The 16,549-nt window shown below is 67.7% G+C and carries 16 protein-coding genes and 1 tRNA gene; 8 read left to right on the forward strand and 9 right to left on the reverse strand.

Going from position 1 to position 16,549, the window contains the following annotated elements; all coding sequences use genetic code 11:
* Positions 1 to 10: 10 nt before the first annotated feature.
* Complete coding sequence (dxs, locus tag ACO2Q5_RS03465; protein ID WP_423288197.1) at positions 11 to 1,936, forward strand: 1-deoxy-D-xylulose-5-phosphate synthase; 1,926 nt, start codon at positions 11 to 13, stop codon at positions 1,934 to 1,936.
* Positions 1,937 to 1,940: 4 nt separating this feature from the next.
* On the opposite strand, the gene lpxK is transcribed toward dxs, so the two are convergent.
* Genes lpxK through ACO2Q5_RS03480 form a run of 3 tightly spaced genes read right to left on the reverse strand, consistent with a single transcriptional unit; the run spans position 1,941 to position 4,361 of the window.
* A complete protein-coding gene (gene lpxK, locus ACO2Q5_RS03470) occupies positions 1,941 to 2,927 on the reverse strand; it encodes a tetraacyldisaccharide 4'-kinase (RefSeq protein WP_423288198.1) in 987 nt (328 codons plus the stop codon).
* Entirely contained in the window at positions 2,927 to 4,114 is a 1,188-nt protein-coding gene (locus ACO2Q5_RS03475) for a 3-deoxy-D-manno-octulosonic acid transferase (RefSeq protein ID WP_423288199.1), read from the reverse strand. The genes lpxK and ACO2Q5_RS03475 overlap by 1 nt, the downstream gene beginning before the upstream one ends.
* Before the next feature lie 4 nt (positions 4,115 to 4,118).
* The gene (locus ACO2Q5_RS03480; protein ID WP_423288201.1) at positions 4,119 to 4,361 is read right to left on the reverse strand and encodes a DUF4170 domain-containing protein; all 243 of its coding nucleotides are present in this window, start codon (positions 4,359 to 4,361) and stop codon (positions 4,119 to 4,121) included.
* A gap of 158 nt (positions 4,362 to 4,519) precedes the next feature.
* Between ACO2Q5_RS03480 and ACO2Q5_RS03485 the strand changes: the two genes are divergently transcribed.
* From ACO2Q5_RS03485 to ACO2Q5_RS03495, 3 genes are read left to right on the forward strand one after another with little or no spacing between them, the layout of a single operon-like run.
* Positions 4,520 to 5,398: an SPFH domain-containing protein gene (locus tag ACO2Q5_RS03485; RefSeq protein WP_423288203.1), complete on the forward strand. Its 879-nt coding sequence runs from the start codon at positions 4,520 to 4,522 to the stop codon at positions 5,396 to 5,398.
* A 12-nt stretch (positions 5,399 to 5,410) separates the two neighbouring features.
* Positions 5,411 to 5,695 (forward strand): NfeD family protein, encoded by a 285-nt coding sequence (locus tag ACO2Q5_RS03490; protein WP_423288205.1) that lies wholly within the window; start codon positions 5,411 to 5,413, stop codon positions 5,693 to 5,695.
* A complete protein-coding gene (locus ACO2Q5_RS03495) occupies positions 5,679 to 6,119 on the forward strand; it encodes an NUDIX hydrolase (RefSeq protein WP_423288207.1) in 441 nt (146 codons plus the stop codon). Before ACO2Q5_RS03490 ends, ACO2Q5_RS03495 begins: the two co-directional genes overlap by 17 nt.
* Here ACO2Q5_RS03495 and ACO2Q5_RS03500 read toward each other — a convergent pair.
* The 4 genes from ACO2Q5_RS03500 to dapF all read right to left on the reverse strand — a co-directional run bounded on the left by ACO2Q5_RS03500 (position 6,116) and on the right by dapF (position 10,397).
* Positions 6,116 to 6,874, reverse strand: coding sequence for a 3'(2'),5'-bisphosphate nucleotidase CysQ (locus tag ACO2Q5_RS03500; RefSeq protein WP_423288209.1), 759 nt, complete (start codon positions 6,872 to 6,874; stop codon positions 6,116 to 6,118). The two genes, ACO2Q5_RS03495 and ACO2Q5_RS03500, sit on opposite strands and share 4 nt — an antisense overlap.
* A 13-nt stretch (positions 6,875 to 6,887) precedes the next feature.
* Positions 6,888 to 8,234, reverse strand: a complete 1,347-nt coding sequence (locus ACO2Q5_RS03505) for a TldD/PmbA family protein (protein ID WP_423288211.1) — start codon at positions 8,232 to 8,234, stop codon at positions 6,888 to 6,890.
* Between the two features lie 61 nt (positions 8,235 to 8,295).
* Positions 8,296 to 9,558 carry a tRNA (N(6)-L-threonylcarbamoyladenosine(37)-C(2))-methylthiotransferase MtaB gene (mtaB, locus tag ACO2Q5_RS03510; protein WP_423288213.1) on the reverse strand — a complete coding sequence of 421 codons (1,263 nt, stop codon included), beginning with the start codon at positions 9,556 to 9,558 and terminating at the stop codon, positions 8,296 to 8,298.
* Positions 9,555 to 10,397, reverse strand: coding sequence for a diaminopimelate epimerase (dapF, locus tag ACO2Q5_RS03515; RefSeq protein WP_423288215.1), 843 nt, complete (start codon positions 10,395 to 10,397; stop codon positions 9,555 to 9,557). Before dapF ends, mtaB begins: the two co-directional genes overlap by 4 nt.
* Positions 10,398 to 10,493: 96 nt before the next feature.
* On the opposite strand from dapF, the gene ACO2Q5_RS03520 reads away from it, so the two are divergent.
* The 4 genes from ACO2Q5_RS03520 (at position 10,494) to ACO2Q5_RS03535 (ending at position 13,788) form a co-directional block, all read left to right on the forward strand.
* Positions 10,494 to 10,569 (forward strand) — tRNA-Lys (locus ACO2Q5_RS03520).
* A gap of 450 nt (positions 10,570 to 11,019) precedes the next feature.
* Positions 11,020 to 11,238 carry a hypothetical protein gene (locus ACO2Q5_RS03525; RefSeq protein WP_423288217.1) on the forward strand — a complete coding sequence of 73 codons (219 nt, stop codon included), beginning with the start codon at positions 11,020 to 11,022 and terminating at the stop codon, positions 11,236 to 11,238.
* A 57-nt stretch (positions 11,239 to 11,295) separates the two neighbouring features.
* Positions 11,296 to 12,252 (forward strand): M10 family metallopeptidase C-terminal domain-containing protein, encoded by a 957-nt coding sequence (locus tag ACO2Q5_RS03530; RefSeq protein ID WP_423288219.1) that lies wholly within the window; start codon positions 11,296 to 11,298, stop codon positions 12,250 to 12,252.
* Positions 12,253 to 12,393: 141 nt separating this feature from the next.
* Positions 12,394 to 13,788 (forward strand): calcium-binding protein, encoded by a 1,395-nt coding sequence (locus ACO2Q5_RS03535; RefSeq protein ID WP_423288221.1) that lies wholly within the window; start codon positions 12,394 to 12,396, stop codon positions 13,786 to 13,788.
* 135 nt (positions 13,789 to 13,923) lie between these two features.
* Here the strand turns inward: ACO2Q5_RS03535 and ACO2Q5_RS03540 are convergent, their stop codons facing one another.
* Together ACO2Q5_RS03540 and ACO2Q5_RS03545 are read right to left on the reverse strand one after the other, a co-directional pair.
* Positions 13,924 to 15,198 carry a calcium-binding protein gene (locus tag ACO2Q5_RS03540; RefSeq protein WP_423288223.1) on the reverse strand — a complete coding sequence of 425 codons (1,275 nt, stop codon included), beginning with the start codon at positions 15,196 to 15,198 and terminating at the stop codon, positions 13,924 to 13,926.
* Positions 15,199 to 15,261: 63 nt separating this feature from the next.
* Positions 15,262 to 16,530 (reverse strand): HlyD family type I secretion periplasmic adaptor subunit, encoded by a 1,269-nt coding sequence (locus tag ACO2Q5_RS03545; protein WP_423288225.1) that lies wholly within the window; start codon positions 16,528 to 16,530, stop codon positions 15,262 to 15,264.
* Between the last annotated feature and the right edge of the window lie 19 nt (positions 16,531 to 16,549).

A 16,549-nucleotide genomic window follows, 5' to 3' on the forward strand; every position in this document is an offset into this window, starting at 1 on the left:
AGGCCCGGATATGGCCGACACGCCCGCCGACCGCCCTGCCACCCCTGTTCTGGACCGGGTGCATTTTCCTTCGGACCTGAAGGCCCTGTCCGACCGCGAACTGCACCAGCTGGCTGCGGAATTGCGGGCCGAGACGATTTCGGCGGTCTCCGTCACCGGCGGCCATCTGGGCGCGGGTCTGGGCGTGGTGGAACTGACCGTCGCGTTGCATGCCGTCTTCGACACGCCGCGGGACAAGCTGATCTGGGACGTGGGCCACCAGTGCTATCCGCACAAGATCCTGACCGGGCGGCGCGACCGCATCCGCAGCCTGCGGATGGAGGGGGGGCTGTCGGGCTTCACCAAGCGGTCCGAAAGCCCCTATGACCCGTTCGGTGCGGCGCATTCGTCCACCTCGATCTCGGCGGCGCTTGGCTTTGCCTGTGCGGCCGATCTGGGCGGCGATCCGGGCGATGCCATCGCGGTGATCGGCGACGGCAGCATGTCCGCGGGCATGGCGTTCGAGGCGATGAACAACGCGGGCGCACTGAAGCGGCGGCTGTTCGTGATCCTGAACGACAATGAAATGTCCATCGCCCCGCCGGTGGGGGCGCTGTCGGCCTATCTGTCGCGGCTTTATGCCGAGGCGCCGATGCAGGACCTGAAAGAGGTGGCGAAGGGCTTTGTCTCGCTGCTGCCGGGGCCGTTGCAGGAAGGGGCCAAGCGCGCCAAGGAAATGCTGAAGGGCATGGCCATCGGCGGCACATTGTTCGAGGAACTGGGCTTCAGCTACATCGGCCCGATTGACGGCCACGATCTGGACGCGCTCTTGCCCGTGCTGCGCACGGCCAAGGCGCGGGCGGCGGGGCCGGTGCTGATCCATGTGCTGACCAAGAAGGGCAAGGGCTATGCGCCCGCCGAGAATTCGCCCGACCGGGGCCATGCGCGCGCCAAGTTCGACGTGGTGACGGGCGAACAGAAGAAGACCCCGTCCAACGCACCGAGCTATACCAAGGTCTTTGCCGAAAGCCTGATCCAAGAGGCGGAGCGGGACGAGAAGATCGTGGCCGTCACCGCCGCCATGCCGGATGGCACCGGGCTGGATCTGTTCGGCAAGCGGTTTCCGCGCCGCACCTTCGATGTAGGCATTGCCGAACAGCATGGCGTGACCTTCAGCGCAGGGCTGGCGGCGGGCGGGATGAAACCCTTCTGCGCGATCTATTCCACCTTCCTGCAACGGGGCTACGATCAGGTGGTGCATGATGTGGCGATCCAGCGCCTGCCGGTGCGGTTTGCCATCGACCGGGCGGGGCTCGTCGGGGCTGATGGCGCCACCCATGCCGGGTCTTTCGACGTGGCTTTCATGGCCAACCTGCCGGGCATGGTGGTGATGGCTGCCGCCGATGAGGCGGAGCTGCGCCACATGGTGGCCACCGCGGCCGCGCATGACGACGGGCCGATTGCGTTCCGCTATCCGCGGGGCGAAGGCGCGGGGGTTGAGATGCCCGCCCGCGGCGTGCCGCTGGACATCGGGCGCGGCCGTGTGCTGCGCGAAGGCGCGCGGGTGGCGATCCTGTCCTTCGGCACCCGTCTGACCGAGGTGCTGAGGGCCGCGGAAGCACTGGCCGCCCGGGGGCTGGCGCCCACGGTGGCCGATGCCCGTTTCGCCAAACCGCTGGACCGCGACCTGATCCTGAACCTGACCCGCCATCATGAGGCGCTGATCACCGTGGAAGAGGGCGCCGTCGGCGGCTTCGGCAGCCATGTGGCGCAGCTTCTGGCCGATGAGGCGGTTTTCGACCGCGGGCTGAAATTCCGCAGCATGGTGCTGCCTGACACTTTCATCGATCAGGCCAGCCCCGAAGCGATGTATCGCATCGCCGGAATGGATGCCGCCCAGATCGAGGCCAAGGTGCTGGAGGTTCTGGGCGTGGCCGTGGTGGGCCGCCGGGCCTGAGGACCTAAAGCCCCCGCGCCGAGAGCAGCGCGTCCAGCGGTGCCCAATCGTCCATCTCCAGCCGGACGACCAGCGTCAACACCCGCGACCGGAAGGCCGCGGGCAGGCGCGCCGCGTCTTTTTCCGTGGTCACCAGCTGCGCGCCAAGGGCAAAGGCCTCTGCCTCCATCCGGGCCATCAGGGTGGGGGACAGCGGCTGGTGATCATCCAGCGCCTCGGCCCGGACGACCTCGGCCCCCTCGGCGCGCAGGGTCGCGAAGAACTTCTCGGGGTTGCCGATGCCCGCGAAGGCCAGCACCCGCTCTCCCGCCCAGTCCATCCCCATCTGCAGCGGCTTCAGCTCCCCCGTCAGATGCGGCAGCCTGCCAAGCGCCGTGCCCCATCGCGCCCGGAACGCCGTCTGCGCCGCCGCGGGGCCGATGGACAGCACCGCATCGGCGCGGGCCAGCCCTGTGGCCACCGGCTCGCGCAGCGGTCCGGCGGGCAGGCACAGCCCGTTGCCGAAGCCCTGCCCCGCATCCGCCACCACCAGGGACAGGTCCTTCACCACCGCAGGGTTCTGGAACCCGTCGTCCAGCAGGATGACCTGCGCACCCTGCCCTTCCGCGGCGCGGACGCCCGCAGCGCGGTCGCGCGCCACGAAGACCGGCGCGAAGGGGGCAAGGATCAGCGGCTCATCCCCGACCTCGGCCGCGAAATGACGGGTGGGGTCCACCTGCAGCGGCCCCCGGGTCGTGCCGCCATAGCCGCGGCTGACCACGGCCACCCGATGCCCGCGCGCGGCCAGATGCTGGATCAGCGCCATGACGGTGGGCGTCTTGCCCACGCCGCCCGCGTTCAGATTGCCGACGCAGATAACCGGCACCTTTGCCCGGTAGCCACCGCCCTGCCGCAGCCGCCGGGCGGTTCCGGCAGCATAGATCGCGCCCAAGGGTGACAACAGCCGTGCCGCAAGACCCGGCGGGGTGAACCAGAAGGCAGGCGGGCGCATCAGCGGTCTCCGTCCAGAATGGCGCGGATGCGGGCCAGCACACCGTCGGTCACCTCGGCCCCGTCCGAGGCGACGGTCCAGGCCGCCTGCGCCAGCCGGGCCGCGCGGTCGGGCGACAGCAGATCGCCCAAAGCCTCGCTCAGGTCCGAGGGTGAGGCCACGGCCCGCGCGCCGCGCGCCGCGCCCAGACGGCCAAGCCCGGGACCAAAGGCGCCCGGCCGCGGTCCGTGCAGGATGGCGGAGCCAAGCGCCGCAGGTTCCAGCGGGCTGCGCAGCGCGCCTGTCCCGGCCAGCGATCCGCCCAGAAAGGTGATGGGCGCCAGCCGATACCACAGGCCCAGCTCTGCCGGGTCTCCTACAACGAAAATCTCGGTCTCCGCATCCGGCTCCTGTTCGGCCGAGCGGAGGGCCACGACCCAGCCCTCCGCCTCCAGCGCGGCGGCAAGGGGTTCGGCCCGGGCCGGCTGTTGCGGGGCAAGGATCAGCAACAGACGATGCGCCAGCGTCATGGCGGTGCGGTGCGCCTGCACCACGGCGCGCTCTTCCGGCTCCGGCACGGCGGCGGCGAACCAGATCGGCCGCGCCGCCGTCAGGCGCGCAAGCGACTCGCGCTCGGCCTCGACGCAGGGCAGTACGACCGAACGTTCCTCCATCCGGCCACCGATTGTGACAAGCGGGGCACCCGCCTTGCGGAAGGCCCGCGCCGCGGGTTCGTCAATCGCCAGAACCTCGGGGAAGGCCAGAAGCGCGCTGCGGATCAGCCCGGGAAACCAGCCATCCCGCCCGCGGGTCAGATAGGGGGCCCGCGCCTCGACCATCATCCGGGGCAGGCGCCGGGCAACCACCTCCTGCAACAGCACAGGCCGCAGCTCTCCGCCGGAAAACACCGCCGCCGCGGGTTTCCAGTGGTCCAGAAAGGCCCGCACCTCCGGCATCGTATCGGCGGGCGGCGGATCGGTCAGGATGCCCGGCGGCGCCTCCAGCCGGTCCTGGCAGGTGACAAGCACCACCACCCCGTCCTCCTGCTGCAGGCGGCGGGCCAGTTCCAGCATGGGTGACGTCACCGACGCCTCGGCCACATGCAGCCACACCAAAGGGCCGGAGGGTCGGGGCGGACGGTTCCCCCCGGCGGCCGGCACCGGCCGGTGGCCAAGGTTGTAAAGTGTCCGCCCCAGCGAGACGACCATGGGATCAGCCCAGTTCCTCGGTGGGCGAGGCGGCCTTCTCCTCATCGCGCAGCCGGTGGATATGCGCGATGAAATAGCGGGTATGGGCATTGTCCACGGTGCGCTGCGCCTGGGCCTTCCAGGCGGCATGGGCGCTGGCGTAATCGGGGAACATGCCCACGATATGGATGTCTTTCACGTCCTTGAACTGGGTCTTGTCGGGCGAGACAAGCTCGCCTCCGAAGACAAGGTGAAGTCGCTGGGTCATGTCTGTCCTTGCGCCATGAGGAGGTGGGATCGCGGCCCCAGATTATCCCGCCCCGCGGCCGGGGGGAAGGCGGGGCGGTGATCCGGACTTGCGGGAAACGCCCGAAGAGGACAGATTGACCGCCATATCGCACCCGTCGCCGGGAAGGAGCCGCCGTTATGAACCCGCAGGATTTTCTGGGCTGGAACGCCGTCTATCTGGCGATTGCCCTCTTCATCATTCTTTGCATCTTTCTGGGTGTCCGGATCGTGCCGCAGTCCGAAAAGCATGTGGTCGAACGCTTTGGCCGGCTGACCAAGGTGCTGGGGCCGGGCATCAACTTCGTCGTGCCCTTCCTGGACCGGATCGCCCACAAGGTCTCGGTTCTGGAACGTCAGCTGCCGAACGCCAGCCAGGATGCCATCACTGCCGACAACGTGCTGGTGAAGGTGGAAACCAGCGTGTTCTACCGCGTGACCGAACCGGAAAAGACCGTCTACCGGATCCGCGACATCGACGCCGCCATCGCCACCACCGTGGCCGGGATCGTCCGGTCGGAAATCGGCAAGCTGGAACTGGATCAGGTGCAGTCCAACCGCTCCTCCCTGATCGAAAGGGTGCGCGAGCAGGTGGCCGCCATGGTCGATGACTGGGGGGTCGAGGTGACGCGGGCCGAGATTCTGGACGTGAATCTGGACGATGCCACCCGATCCGCCATGTTGCAGCAGCTGAACGCCGAACGCGCCCGCCGCGCGCAGGTGACCGAGGCCGAGGGGCGCAAGCGCGCGGTCGAACTGGCCGCCGATGCGGCGCTGTATCAGGCTGAGCAGGAAGCCAAGGCCAAGCGCGTGACGGCCGAGGCCGAAGCCTTTGCCACCAGCGTGATCGCGGCCGCGATCAAGGAGAACGGCATCGACGCCGTGCAATATCAGGTGGCGCTGAAACAGGTCGAGGCGCTGGAAGCCGTGGCCACCGGCGCGGGCAAGCAGACCATCCTTGTGCCCGCCGCCGCGCTGGAGGCTTTTGGCGACGCCTTCAAAATGTTCCGCCCGAAGTAAGGAGGCCTTCGGATGCCCGATCAGATCTGGACGCTGTGGTGGGCGTGGATCGTCCTTGGCTTTGCCCTTGGCGTGGTCGAAATCTTCGCCCCCGGCTTCATCTTTCTGGGCTTTGCCGTCGGCGCCGGGCTGACCGGCGTGCTGGTTGGGCTGGGCATTGGCGCGGGGTTGCCGCTTCTTCTGCTGATCTTCGCCGTCCTGTCGCTGATCGCCTGGGCCGGGTTGCGGCGGCTGTCGGGCAAGCGTCCGGGTCAGGTCAAGGTCTGGGACCGCGACATCAATGACAACCACCCCTGAACCCGGCTGGTTCAGCGGGGCCAAGGCGGCATTCTTCTGCGGGTCACGCCTGCTGTGCTATCTGCGCGACGACGCGCCCGGCCTGCGCTGGCCGGGCCGCTGGGACCTGCCCGGCGGCGGGCGCGAAGGGGAGGAGACGGCTGAAGCCTGTCTGTTGCGCGAATTGCACGAGGAATTCGGCCTGATCCTGCCACCCGCCCGGCTGGAACTGCGGCTGGATGTGTCCGCGATGGATGCGCCGGGGCAGCGCGCGGTGTTCTTTGTCGGACGGCTGACCCCCGGCGATCTGGCCGCCATCCGCTTCGGCGATGAGGGGCAAAGGTGGGAGGCGATGGAGGTTCAGGCCTTCCTGTCCCATCCGCAGGGCATTCCGCCGCTGCAGGACCGGGTGCGGCGGGTGATGGCGGCTTTCCTGCCCGGTTAGGCCAGATGCGCCCGCAAAGCGGCATGCAAATCGGGCGGCGCCGCGATTACCCCCGGCGCCTGCGGCACCGGCTGGTTGAACCGCAGCGCCGCGCCGTGGCGGTCCGTCACCCGGCACCCCGCGCGTTCGGCGATCAGGCTGCCCGCGGCACTGTCCCATTCCCATGTGTCGCGCAGCGTCAGCATCGCGTCATGCTTGCCCTCGGCCGCCAGACACAGCCGCCACGCCAGCGAGGCGCGGAAGCTGCGCTTCAGATCGGGCACGCCCCGCGGCCAGAACTCGGGCGCCAGCGTCGCACGGGTGGTCAGCACATCGGCGCCGGGCAGGTCGGTGCGGGCGCTGGCGTGGATTTCCGCACCATTGCGGGTGGCCGGACCGCCCGCATGGGCGGCATAGGTCAGGCCGCGGGCGGGCAGATGCACCACCGCGGCCTTCACGACGCCCGCCACGGCCACCGCCAGCGACAGGGCAAAGGCCTCCTCCCCGGCCAGAAAGGCGCGGGTGCCGTCGATCGGGTCCACCACGAATACCCGGTCATGAGACAGCCGGGCGGGATCGTCGGGCGTTTCCTCGGACAGCCAGCCATAGTCCGGGCGGGCGGCGCGCAGATGGTCTTTCAGCGCGGCATCCACCGCCAGATCGGCCTCGGACACCGGACCGGCGCCTGCCTCCTTTTCCCATGCCTTGGGATCGCGCCGCCAGTAGCGCAGCGCAATCGGCCCCGCCGCCTGCGCCGCCGCCAGAAGAAGCGCCATGTCCTGTTGCGGATCAGGCCCCGGCAAGAGTCATCCCGTCCACCAGAAGCGAGGGCACCCGCAAGGACAGATGCGGCCGGGCGTCATTGGCGGGCACGATGCGGAGCAGCATGTCGCGCAGATTGCCTGCGATGGTGCATTCATGGACGGGGTGCGAGATCTGCCCGTTCTGCACCCAGAAGCCCGAGGCGCCACGGGAATAATCCCCGGTCGTCGGGTTGATGGTCGATCCGATCAGCGAGGTGACCAGAAGCCCCGTCCCCATCCCCGCCAGAAGATCCTCACGGCTGGCACTGCCTTGGGTCAGGTCGACGTTGGTCGTCCCGGGCGAGGGCGGCGCCGAGGGCCCGCGCATCGCATTGCCGGTGGAGGGCAGGCCCAGACGGCGCCCGGTGGCCAGATCCAGCACCCAGCTTTGCAGCACACCATCCGCCACAAGCGCCTTGGCGCGGGCGGGCAGCCCCTCGGCATCGAAGGGGCGCGAGGCGGGGCCGCGGTGGCGCAACGGGTCTTCGGTCAGCGACAGGCCCGCGGGCAGCACCGCCTGCCCCATCAGTCCCCGCGCCCAGCTGGCCCCGCGCGCGACCGATTCACCGTTGATGGCCGACAGCAGGTGGCCGATCAGCGAGGCGGCGATCCGTTCGTCATAAAGAACGGGATAGGTGCCGGTCGGCGGTTTCACCGCACCCAGACGGGCCAGCGCCCGGTCGGCGGCCAGCGTCCCGATCCCTTCGGCACCCGGCAGGTCGCCCGCATGGGCACGCCCCTCTCCGGCATGGTCGCGCTGCATGCCGGTGCCTTCACCCACGAAGGCCACGACAGACCGCGAATGCCCGGTGCGGCCATAGCCCCCGGCAAAGCCGTTGGATTGCGCCAGATGGATCTCGCGGCGGGAATAGCCGGCCGAAGCCTCGGCCTGCACCACGCCCGCGCGGGACAGGGCCGCCGCCTCCAGCGCGCGCGCTGCCTCTTCCAACGCGGCAGCACCCGGCTCCGCCGCATCCTCGGCAAGGTCCAGCGCGGCAAGGTCCCATGCGCGGGCCAGCTGCTCCGGTTCGGCCAGACCCGCGCTGTTGTCCTCAGGCGCCTCGCGCGCCATGGCCACGGCGCGTTCCGCCAGCGCCCGCAGCGTGGCGGGCGACCCGTCCGAGGCCGAGACGCAGGCCTGCCGCCGCCCGACAAAGACCCGCAGGCCCAGATCGGTGCCTTCGGCGCGTTCTGCCTGTTCCAGCTTGCCCTGCCGGATGTCGATGGAAACAGAGGTGCCCTGCACCGCCATGGCGTCGGCCGCATCGGCCCCCGCCTTCAGCGCGGCATCTTTCAGGGCATGGGCCAGATCGGCAAGCGGGGCTGCGGTCATCACGGGTCCTTCCGGGCTGCTGTCCCCGAGGTAATGGGCCACGCCGCGCCGCGCAAGCGGCTCAGGCAGGAACTGCGGTCAGGCGCGGTGCCGCCTGCCCGGTGATCCGGGCGGTCAGGATCACGCCTTCGGGCTGATCTTCGGCAAAGGTCACTTCGGTAAACTGCTCGGTCCGGCCCATCCGCGGGGTTTCGGTCAGCACCCGGTGCAGGGCGCCCTGCTGCGCGGCCAGATGGCAGGCCAGCGCATCCTCTCCGGCCGCGCGCAGCCGCGCCGCGCGGTCGCGGATCACCGGCCCCTGCAACTGCGGCATCCGCGCGGCGGGCGTGCCCTTGCGGGGCGAGAAGGGAAAGACATGCAGGAAGGTCAGCCCGCAGTCCTGAACCAGCCGCAGCGAGTTTTCGAACATCGCCTCCGTCTCGGTCGGGAAACCGGCAATGATGTCGGCGCCATAGACCAGATCCGGGCGCAGCTTGCGGGCGTCTTCGCAGAAGCGGATCGCATCGTCGCGCAGGTGGCGGCGCTTCATCCGCTTCAGTATCATGTCATCGCCCGCCTGCAGGGACAGGTGGAGATGCGGCATCAGCCGGGGTTCGGTGGCGATGGCCTGCATCAGGTTCTCATCCGCCTCGATCGAGTCGATCGAACTGATGCGCAGACGCGGCAGATCGGGAACCAGCCGCAGGATGCGCATGACCAGATCGCCAAGACGCGGCTCTCCGGGCAGGTCGGCGCCCCATGAGGTCAGGTCGACCCCGGTCAGCACCACCTCCTGAAAGCCCTTGTCGACCAGCCGCTTGATCTGTTCAATCACCACGCCCGCGGGGACAGACCGGGAATTGCCGCGGCCATAGGGGATGATACAGAAGGTGCAGCGGTGGTCACAGCCGTTCTGGACCTGCACATAGGCGCGCACCCGGCCGAAGCCGTCGATCAAATGACCGGCGGTTTCCTTCACCGACATGATGTCGTTGACCTGCACCTTCTCGGTGGTGCCGATCAGATCGGGAATGCGCAGCGCATTCCACGTCTCGGCCTGCATCTTTTCATGGTTGCCGACGACGCGGGTGACCTCTGGCATCTGGGCAAAGGTCTCGGGCTCGGTCTGCGCCGCGCAGCCAGTGACGATGACCGGCGCGCCCGGGTTTTCCCGTGCAAGGCGGCGTATTTCCTGCTTGGCCTTGCGCACCGCCTCGGCCGTGACGGCGCAGGTGTTGACCACCACCGCCCCCTGCACGCCCGCCGCGGCGGCAAGTTCCTTCATCGCCTCGGTCTCATAGGCGTTCAGGCGGCAGCCGAGGGTGGCAAAGACGGGCGCGGTCATCCCAGCGCCGCCAGAAACGCTTCGGACAGCTGACCGTCGAACACCCGCGCCACCGGCCCGGTCATCCAGACGCCATCCTCGCGCCAGTCGATCTCCAGCACGCCGCCGTCAAGGTCCAGCGTCACCTGCCGTCCGGTCAGCCCGCGCAGATGCGCCGCCACCGCCGTGGCACAGGCACCCGAACCGCAGGCCAAGGTGATGCCCGTCCCCCGCTCCCACACGCGCATGCGCAGGCGGTCCGGCCCGTTCAGGCTGGCGAATTCTACGTTGGTCTTTTGCGGATAGAGGGGATCGGTCTCATAGCGCGGGCCAAGACCCGCCACATCCGCGGCCTCGGCATCCGGGACGAAGATCACGCAATGCGGGTTGCCCATGCCCACCGCCACCGGATCGCCCGGCAGGGGCAGGTGCAGCAGGTCTACCTCCTGCGCCAAGGGCACCGCCTGCCAGTCCAGCTGCGGCTGGCCCATGTTGACGCTGACCAGACCGTCCGCGCGGCGAATGGCGTGCAACTCGCCCCGCGCAGTATGCAGTGTGACGGCGTTCTTGCCCAGACCCCGCATCACCAGATCGGACACGCAGCGCGTGGCATTGCCGCAGGCCCCGGCCCGTGTGCCGTCGCTGTTCCAGAACTCCAGCGTGAAATCCGCGCCCTCGGCGGGCCGGATTTCGGCCAGCTGATCGAAACCCACACCGCGGTTGCGGTCCCCCAGTGCGCGCGCCAGCGCAGGCGAGACCACGGCCCCGGCCCGCAGACGCGAGTCGATCACCACGAAATCGTTGCCTGCGCCATGCATCTTAACGAAGGGCAGGCCGGAGGGGGGGGCATCCTTGCTCATCCCGCCGATATACGCCCGCTTCGCCCCGCCCGCCAGAGGCGCGTGACGATTCCCCCTTGCGCCCGTCTGCGGTTGGGTTTAGAGGCGCCCCCGGATGGGCCGTTAGCTCAGTTGGTAGAGCAGCTGACTCTTAATCAGCTTGTCGAAGGTTCGAATCCTTCACGGCTCACCATCCAGATCAAGGGCTTGGGCGGAAACGCCTGAGCCTTTTGTGTTTTCATACACAGCCACATGCATCAAATCTTGTCCCGGCCCCTTGGGTCCTTCGGGTAACCCATTGCTTTCAAAAAGAACCGCGCGGCGTCCCAGACGCCCGGCACCTGCCGCCCGCCGATAAAAGCGGCCGCCGTTAGCACCGCAGGTTCACCCGCCGACGTGAATCACCTCCCGCGGCCGGATCGCCGGCAAACCACCCGGCACTGCGGAACAGTTCTACCAACACCTATCTGCCGCACCGTTCCGGGCCCGCAGGGGCACTGCCCGCACTGCCATGCCAGCCGCATGGCAGCCGGTCCGAACGGGAACATCCCCGCACGACGGCCAACGCCTGAAACACTCAGCCGCGAAATCCGGCGCATGGGCGGCCGGACCTTGGCAGCCCGTCACCCTGAAAGGACATTCCATGACCAAGATCCATCTGGCGGCGCCGGTTCTCATCACCCCCGGCACGATCCGTGCCTTCAACCCCCAGCCCGAGCCCCCGCGCGAGATGATGCCGGGCGCTGCCTCGGCCGGCACGATCCGCGCCTTCAACCCGCAGCCCGAACCCCCGCGCGAGATGATGCCGGGCTTTGACAGCCACCATGGCGATCTGGCCCAGGCCGACTGGCTGATCGGCTGACCCATGCGCCACCGTCCCTTCGGGCGGTGGCGTTCCACAGGATGAATGGAAAAAGAAATGACAAAATCCGTATCTCGGAGCCGCTACTTCGGCAACGATAACAACAACCTCATGGTCGGGTCCAAGTACGATGACATCCTCATCGGTCTGGATGGCAATGACAGCCTGTACGGCGGCGATGGCGACGACCAGCTTAATGGCGATGACCTGTCCTATATGGGCTATCGTCCCTCTGCAGGCGGTTTCGACGACTACCTGTCTGGCGGAAACGGCAATGACAGCCTGTACGGAAACTGGGGCAGCGACACGCTTTTCGGTGGCATGGGCGACGACCTTCTGTCTGGTGACAAGGGCGCAGACCAGCTTCATGGCGGAGCGGGCCGCGACACGATCGATTACGAGGCCTCGACCGGAGGGGTGAAGATCAATCTCGGGAACGGCACCGCCTCGGGCGGGGATGCGGAAGGCGACATCTTTTCCAGCATCGAGAATGTCAACGGCAGCAATTATGCCGACGCTCTGACCGGCGATCTTTACGACAACCGGCTTTCCGGTCGCGAAGGCAATGACACGCTGCTCGGCGCGGGCGGCCATGACACCCTGATCGGCGGGTGGGGCAATGACGTGCTGGTCGGCGGCGCCGGGCAGGATGTCCTGAGCGGGGACCAGCCTTTGATCAGCGGCAAGGGTTCCGACAGATTCGTCTTCCGCGCGATTTCGGATTCCATCGTGACCGCAATGGACACGATCACCGATTTCCACGGTGGCACCGGCAACACGGTGCGCGATCTGATCGACCTCAGCGAGATCGACGCCAATCCCTACCGGGCCGGCAACAACGCCTTCGCCTTCATCGGCACGGGCGCATTCACCGACACGCGGGGGCAGCTGCGCTATTACCATGCGAACGGCGACACCATCGTCGAGGCGGACGTGACCGGCGATGGCGTGGCGGATTTCGGCATCCGCCTGACCGGCCTTCACAATCTGACCGCCAGCGATTTCATCCTCTGACACCCGGCCCGGCTGTAACGCAGGCCTTTTGGGGCGGCTCCTTAACGGGGGCCGCCCCTTCGCACGGCGGCGACAGCATCGCTGTGAAACAGGCCGCCCTGAAACAGGCGCCATGAACATGACAATCGAAAGGACATGATCATGGCACGACTGAAAAAGACCCTGACCCTGTTTCCCGCACTGCCCGGCGCACCCGTTCTGGGCACCGCCGGGGCCGATACGCTGACCGGCAGCAATGGCACAGACGACCTGCGCGGCGGCGGCGGGAACGACTATCTGAATGGCGGCGCCGGACACGACTATCTGTATGGCGAGACCGGGAATGACACGATCCACGGCGCCGGCGGCAATGACATCATCACCGGCGGCAAAGGGCAGGACAACATTCTGGGCGGCAGCGGCAATGACCTGATCTTCGCCCTTGGCGATGGCGATACCATCGACGGCGGCGCGGATATCGACACGGTCAGCTATGCGCAGGCGGGGTTCGGCGTGACGGTTGATCTGTTGGGTGGCTTTGCCGAGTCGCGGCCCACCGCCGGGTCCGCCGTCCGCGACACGATCCGCAATGTCGAGAATGTCATCGGCAGCGACTTGGACGATTTCATCCGCGGCTCTGGCGGGGCCAACGCCCTTTATGGCCTGAAGGGCGACGATGACATGACCGGCGAGGGCGGCAATGACAGCCTCTATGGCGGCGAAGGCAACGACCGGATCTCTGGCGATCAGGGCTATTACAACCCGTACGGTTCAGATCCCACCGGCAATGACTATCTGGATGGCGGGGCGGGGAATGACTCGCTTTTCGGCGGCTGGGGCCGCGACACGCTGATCGGGGGTGCGGGTGACGACTTCCTGAGCGGTTCGCAAGGGGCTGATGTGCTTTACGGCGGAGCGGGACGGGACAAGATCGGATATACCTATTCCGACATCGGCGTGACCATCAACTTGGCCACAGGCCAGGCCTCGGGCGGAGATGCAGATGGCGATGCCTTTTCCGGCATCGAGGATGTGACCGGAAGCGTCAAATCCGATTCCCTGACCGGTGACAATCAGGCCAACCTTCTGGAGGGGCTGAACGGCGACGACACACTGATCGGCGCCGGTGGTCACGACACGCTGATCGGGGGCCGGGGCAATGACGTGATCATCGGCGGTGCGGGGCAAGACGTGCTGACCGGTGACGACCCCCATATCAGCGAACGGGGCAGCGACCGCTTTGTCTTCCGCGCGATCAGCGATTCCACGGTGAACGCCATGGATGTCATCACCGATTTCCACCGCTCGTCCCGGATCGGCGCCGTGCGCGATATCATCGACCTGCGCGAGATCGACGCCAATACCACACGGGTGGGCGATCAGGCCTTCAGCTTCATCGCCGACAATGCCTTTTCGGGCCGGGCGGGAGAGCTGCGCTATTGGACCACGCAGGACACGACTTATCTCGAAGCGGATGTGAACGGTGACGGTCGCGCCGATTTCGCCGTGCAGATCAACGGCGTGCATGAGCTGGCGGCGACGGACTTCCTGCTCTGACCCGCAGCGCGGCTGACCTCACGACCCCGGCAGAGCGCTGCCGGGGTCTTTCCATATGCGCCGGCCTTCGGGCGCGCAGAAACGAAAGCGCCGGGCCTTCTGCAAGGCCCGGCCCCCGTCATCCCGCGGCAGATCTCAGAGGATGAAGTTTGCCGCCGTCAGATCATGCAGCCCGTCCAGCCGGATCGCCATCTCGGGCAGGACATTGGCATCGGTGTTCACATAGACCCAGGTGTCCCCGCCAATCTGGCGGACCGAGACCTGCCCCACGCCGCTGATCGCGTCATCACCGATGAAGGCAAAGCTGTTGTTCCCGGTCCGGTAGGGATTGGCGTCGATGGCCGACAGGTCGATCACATCATGGCGGGCATCGAAATCCATGATCCTGTCCCACTCCCGCGCCCGGGAGTCGCTGACAGTCAGATAGGCAAAGACATCGCGGCTCTGATCCGCGCCGGTCGTCTGACCGCCCCAGAGCACATCGGCTCCGGCACCGCCGACGATCGTATCGGCCCCAAGGCCCCCGATCAGCGTGTCATTGCCCGCATGGCCGTACAGGCTGTCCTTGCCGCCCCAGCCGTTCAGCACGTTCGCCACGTCATTGCCGAAGAACGTATCCGCCATGTTGCTGCCCGACAGGTTCTCGATCCCGATCAGACGGTCGCCCTCGGCATGGCCGCCATGGCCGCGCCCGGTTTCCAGATTGACCAGAACCCCGCTGCCCGACGCCCCGAAGAAGGCGGTATCAATGCCTGACCCGCCGTCCAGCAGATCGGCGCCCTCTTCTCCGACCAGTTCGTCATTGCCGGCGCCGCCAAGGATGGTGTCGTCGCCCGTGCCGCCATAAAGCACATCGCCCAAATTGCCACCGTCGATGAAGTCGTTGCCGCCACCGCCCAGAATGTAGTCATAACCGTCAAGCCCCTCCAGCCGGTTGCTGGCGCCGCTTCCGACGATCATGTCGTTCTTCTGCGTGCCGCGCGCATTCTCGATGCTGATGAGCGTGTCCAGAAGCTGGCCGCCGGTCATGTCATTGGCCCAGCCCGCCCCAAGGTTGATATCGACCCCCCGGCTGCGGTTTTCATAGCTGATCGTGTCGAATCCGGTGCCGCCATCGACCTGATCGCCTTCGCTGCTGTCGCTGCCATAGATCAGGTCATCGCCCGCACCGGCCTGAATGGTGTCACGGCCCGCGCCCCCCTGAAGGATATCGTTCCCGCCCCCGGCCGAAATCCGGTCATTGCCCGTGCCGCCATAGAGGAAATCGGACAGATTGCCGCCGGTGATCGTATCGTCGCCCCCCATGCCGTGAATCGTGTTGATCCGGTCATAGGAGGGCCCCAGAAGATCGTTCCCCTCGGTGCCGATGCGGGCAATAAAAAGCCCCCGCAGATTCAGTCGTGATGACATCTCATGCTCCTTCGCTTGTCATGTGGCAAAGGTCTGCACTGCCCGTGTTTCCCGCCTTTGCCGTCAGCGCTCGCGCCAGGCATGGACGATCTGCTCGGTCAGCGGCGAAAGCAGCCATTCTGCGGGTGAATGGCTGCCGGTCGAGACGAAGCCCTGTACCGGCATGCCCGCAACCAGCGTGACACCCGCAGCCTCGGCTGCGCCTTGGGGCAGACGGGCACGCAGGCGGTAATGGCTGATCCCGGTATCGGGGTCCGTCACCGCATCCCGGCCAAGGTCCGCCACCTCCCCCTCGATCACCGAGGCAAGCCGCTGGTTCCCGGCCTGCAGCCGAAGCTGCACCGGCGCACCGGGATGGATGCGGTCGATCTCGGACGGGGGGATGACCAGTTCCGCAACCAGAATGGCGTCCTGCGGCACGATCTTTGCCATCACCGCGCCCGGGGCAACCACCCCGCCATCGGTGTGAACGGCAAGCTGATGGACATAGCCCGCGACCGGCGCGCGGATTTCGGTTGCCTCCAGTTCGGCCACAAGCGCAGTGCGGCGCCCGGTCAGCTCGGCCAGCGTTGCCTGCGCCTCGCGCAGGCCGGCCGCGGCCTCGCTGCGGGCGTCCCGGGCCACCTGATCATGGCGGGTCGTGGCCTCGGCGATCTGGGCCTCCAGCGCGGCAAGCTGCGCCGCGATCTGCGCCAGCACGCCTTCGGCATCCGCCACGCCCCGCCGCAGGGTGTAAAGCCGTGACGCCGTGACCAGCCCTTTCGCGGCCAGTGTCTCCAGTCCCGCCAGTTCGGCGCGCAGAAGATCCAGCGTCCCGGCCTGTGCCGCATGGTCGGCCTCCAGCCCGCGCCGGCTTTCCTCCAGCCGCCGGATCTGTTCGCCGATCTGCCGGCGCAGCCCGTCCTGCCGGTCGCGCCGGGCCTGGAACAGCGCGGCCTCCTCGGCGGCGTCGGCCCCGGGACCGGGCTGCCAGTCCTGCCCGGCCAATTCCGCCTCCAGCCGCGCGATCCGCAGTTGAAGGGCGCCGATCCGCGCATCCGTCACCGCCAAATCGGCCCGGACCCGGGTGGCGTCCAGCCGGATCAGGATCTGCCCCTGTGCGACGAGATCGCCCTCGGACACCAGAATCTCTGCGATCCGGCCGCCCGCAGGGTGCTGAAGGGCCTTGAGCTGCCCCTCGACCACCAGCGCGCCCTGCCCGATCACGGCGCCGTCGATGCGCGCCAGCGTGGCCCAGCCCGCAGTGCCGCCCAGCAGCAGGGCCAGGGTGCCGAAGCCCGCCCAGATCAGGCGGCGAGTCTTGCGGCGGATGGTGTGAAGTTCTTCGGTCATGTCAGCCTCCGGATCGGGC

The organism is Neotabrizicola sp. VNH66, from assembly GCF_049445895.1.
In the GTDB taxonomy this organism is placed as follows: Bacteria; Pseudomonadota; Alphaproteobacteria; order Rhodobacterales; family Rhodobacteraceae; genus Pseudogemmobacter.

Coding starts and splice junctions, on each gene's coding strand:
- ACO2Q5_RS03525 (WP_423288217.1), top strand. CDS start 11,020: ATGACCAAGATCCATCTGGCGGCGCCGGTTCTCATCACCCCCGGCACG.
- mtaB (WP_423288213.1), bottom strand. CDS start 9,558: ATGACCGCGCCCGTCTTTGCCACCCTCGGCTGCCGCCTGAACGCCTAT.
- ACO2Q5_RS03475 (WP_423288199.1), bottom strand. CDS start 4,114: ATGGTCGTCTCGCTGGGGCGGACACTTTACAACCTTGGCCACCGGCCG.
- dapF (WP_423288215.1), bottom strand. CDS start 10,397: ATGAGCAAGGATGCCCCCCCCTCCGGCCTGCCCTTCGTTAAGATGCAT.
- ACO2Q5_RS03500 (WP_423288209.1), bottom strand. CDS start 6,874: ATGGCGCTTCTTCTGGCGGCGGCGCAGGCGGCGGGGCCGATTGCGCTG.
- ACO2Q5_RS03490 (WP_423288205.1), top strand. CDS start 5,411: ATGCCCGATCAGATCTGGACGCTGTGGTGGGCGTGGATCGTCCTTGGC.
- ACO2Q5_RS03530 (WP_423288219.1), top strand. CDS start 11,296: ATGACAAAATCCGTATCTCGGAGCCGCTACTTCGGCAACGATAACAAC.
- ACO2Q5_RS03505 (WP_423288211.1), bottom strand. CDS start 8,234: ATGACCGCAGCCCCGCTTGCCGATCTGGCCCATGCCCTGAAAGATGCC.
- ACO2Q5_RS03485 (WP_423288203.1), top strand. CDS start 4,520: ATGAACCCGCAGGATTTTCTGGGCTGGAACGCCGTCTATCTGGCGATT.
- ACO2Q5_RS03540 (WP_423288223.1), bottom strand. CDS start 15,198: ATGTCATCACGACTGAATCTGCGGGGGCTTTTTATTGCCCGCATCGGC.
- ACO2Q5_RS03535 (WP_423288221.1), top strand. CDS start 12,394: ATGGCACGACTGAAAAAGACCCTGACCCTGTTTCCCGCACTGCCCGGC.
- ACO2Q5_RS03480 (WP_423288201.1), bottom strand. CDS start 4,361: ATGACCCAGCGACTTCACCTTGTCTTCGGAGGCGAGCTTGTCTCGCCC.
- ACO2Q5_RS03545 (WP_423288225.1), bottom strand. CDS start 16,530: ATGACCGAAGAACTTCACACCATCCGCCGCAAGACTCGCCGCCTGATC.
- dxs (WP_423288197.1), top strand. CDS start 11: ATGGCCGACACGCCCGCCGACCGCCCTGCCACCCCTGTTCTGGACCGG.
- ACO2Q5_RS03495 (WP_423288207.1), top strand. CDS start 5,679: ATGACAACCACCCCTGAACCCGGCTGGTTCAGCGGGGCCAAGGCGGCA.
- lpxK (WP_423288198.1), bottom strand. CDS start 2,927: ATGCGCCCGCCTGCCTTCTGGTTCACCCCGCCGGGTCTTGCGGCACGG.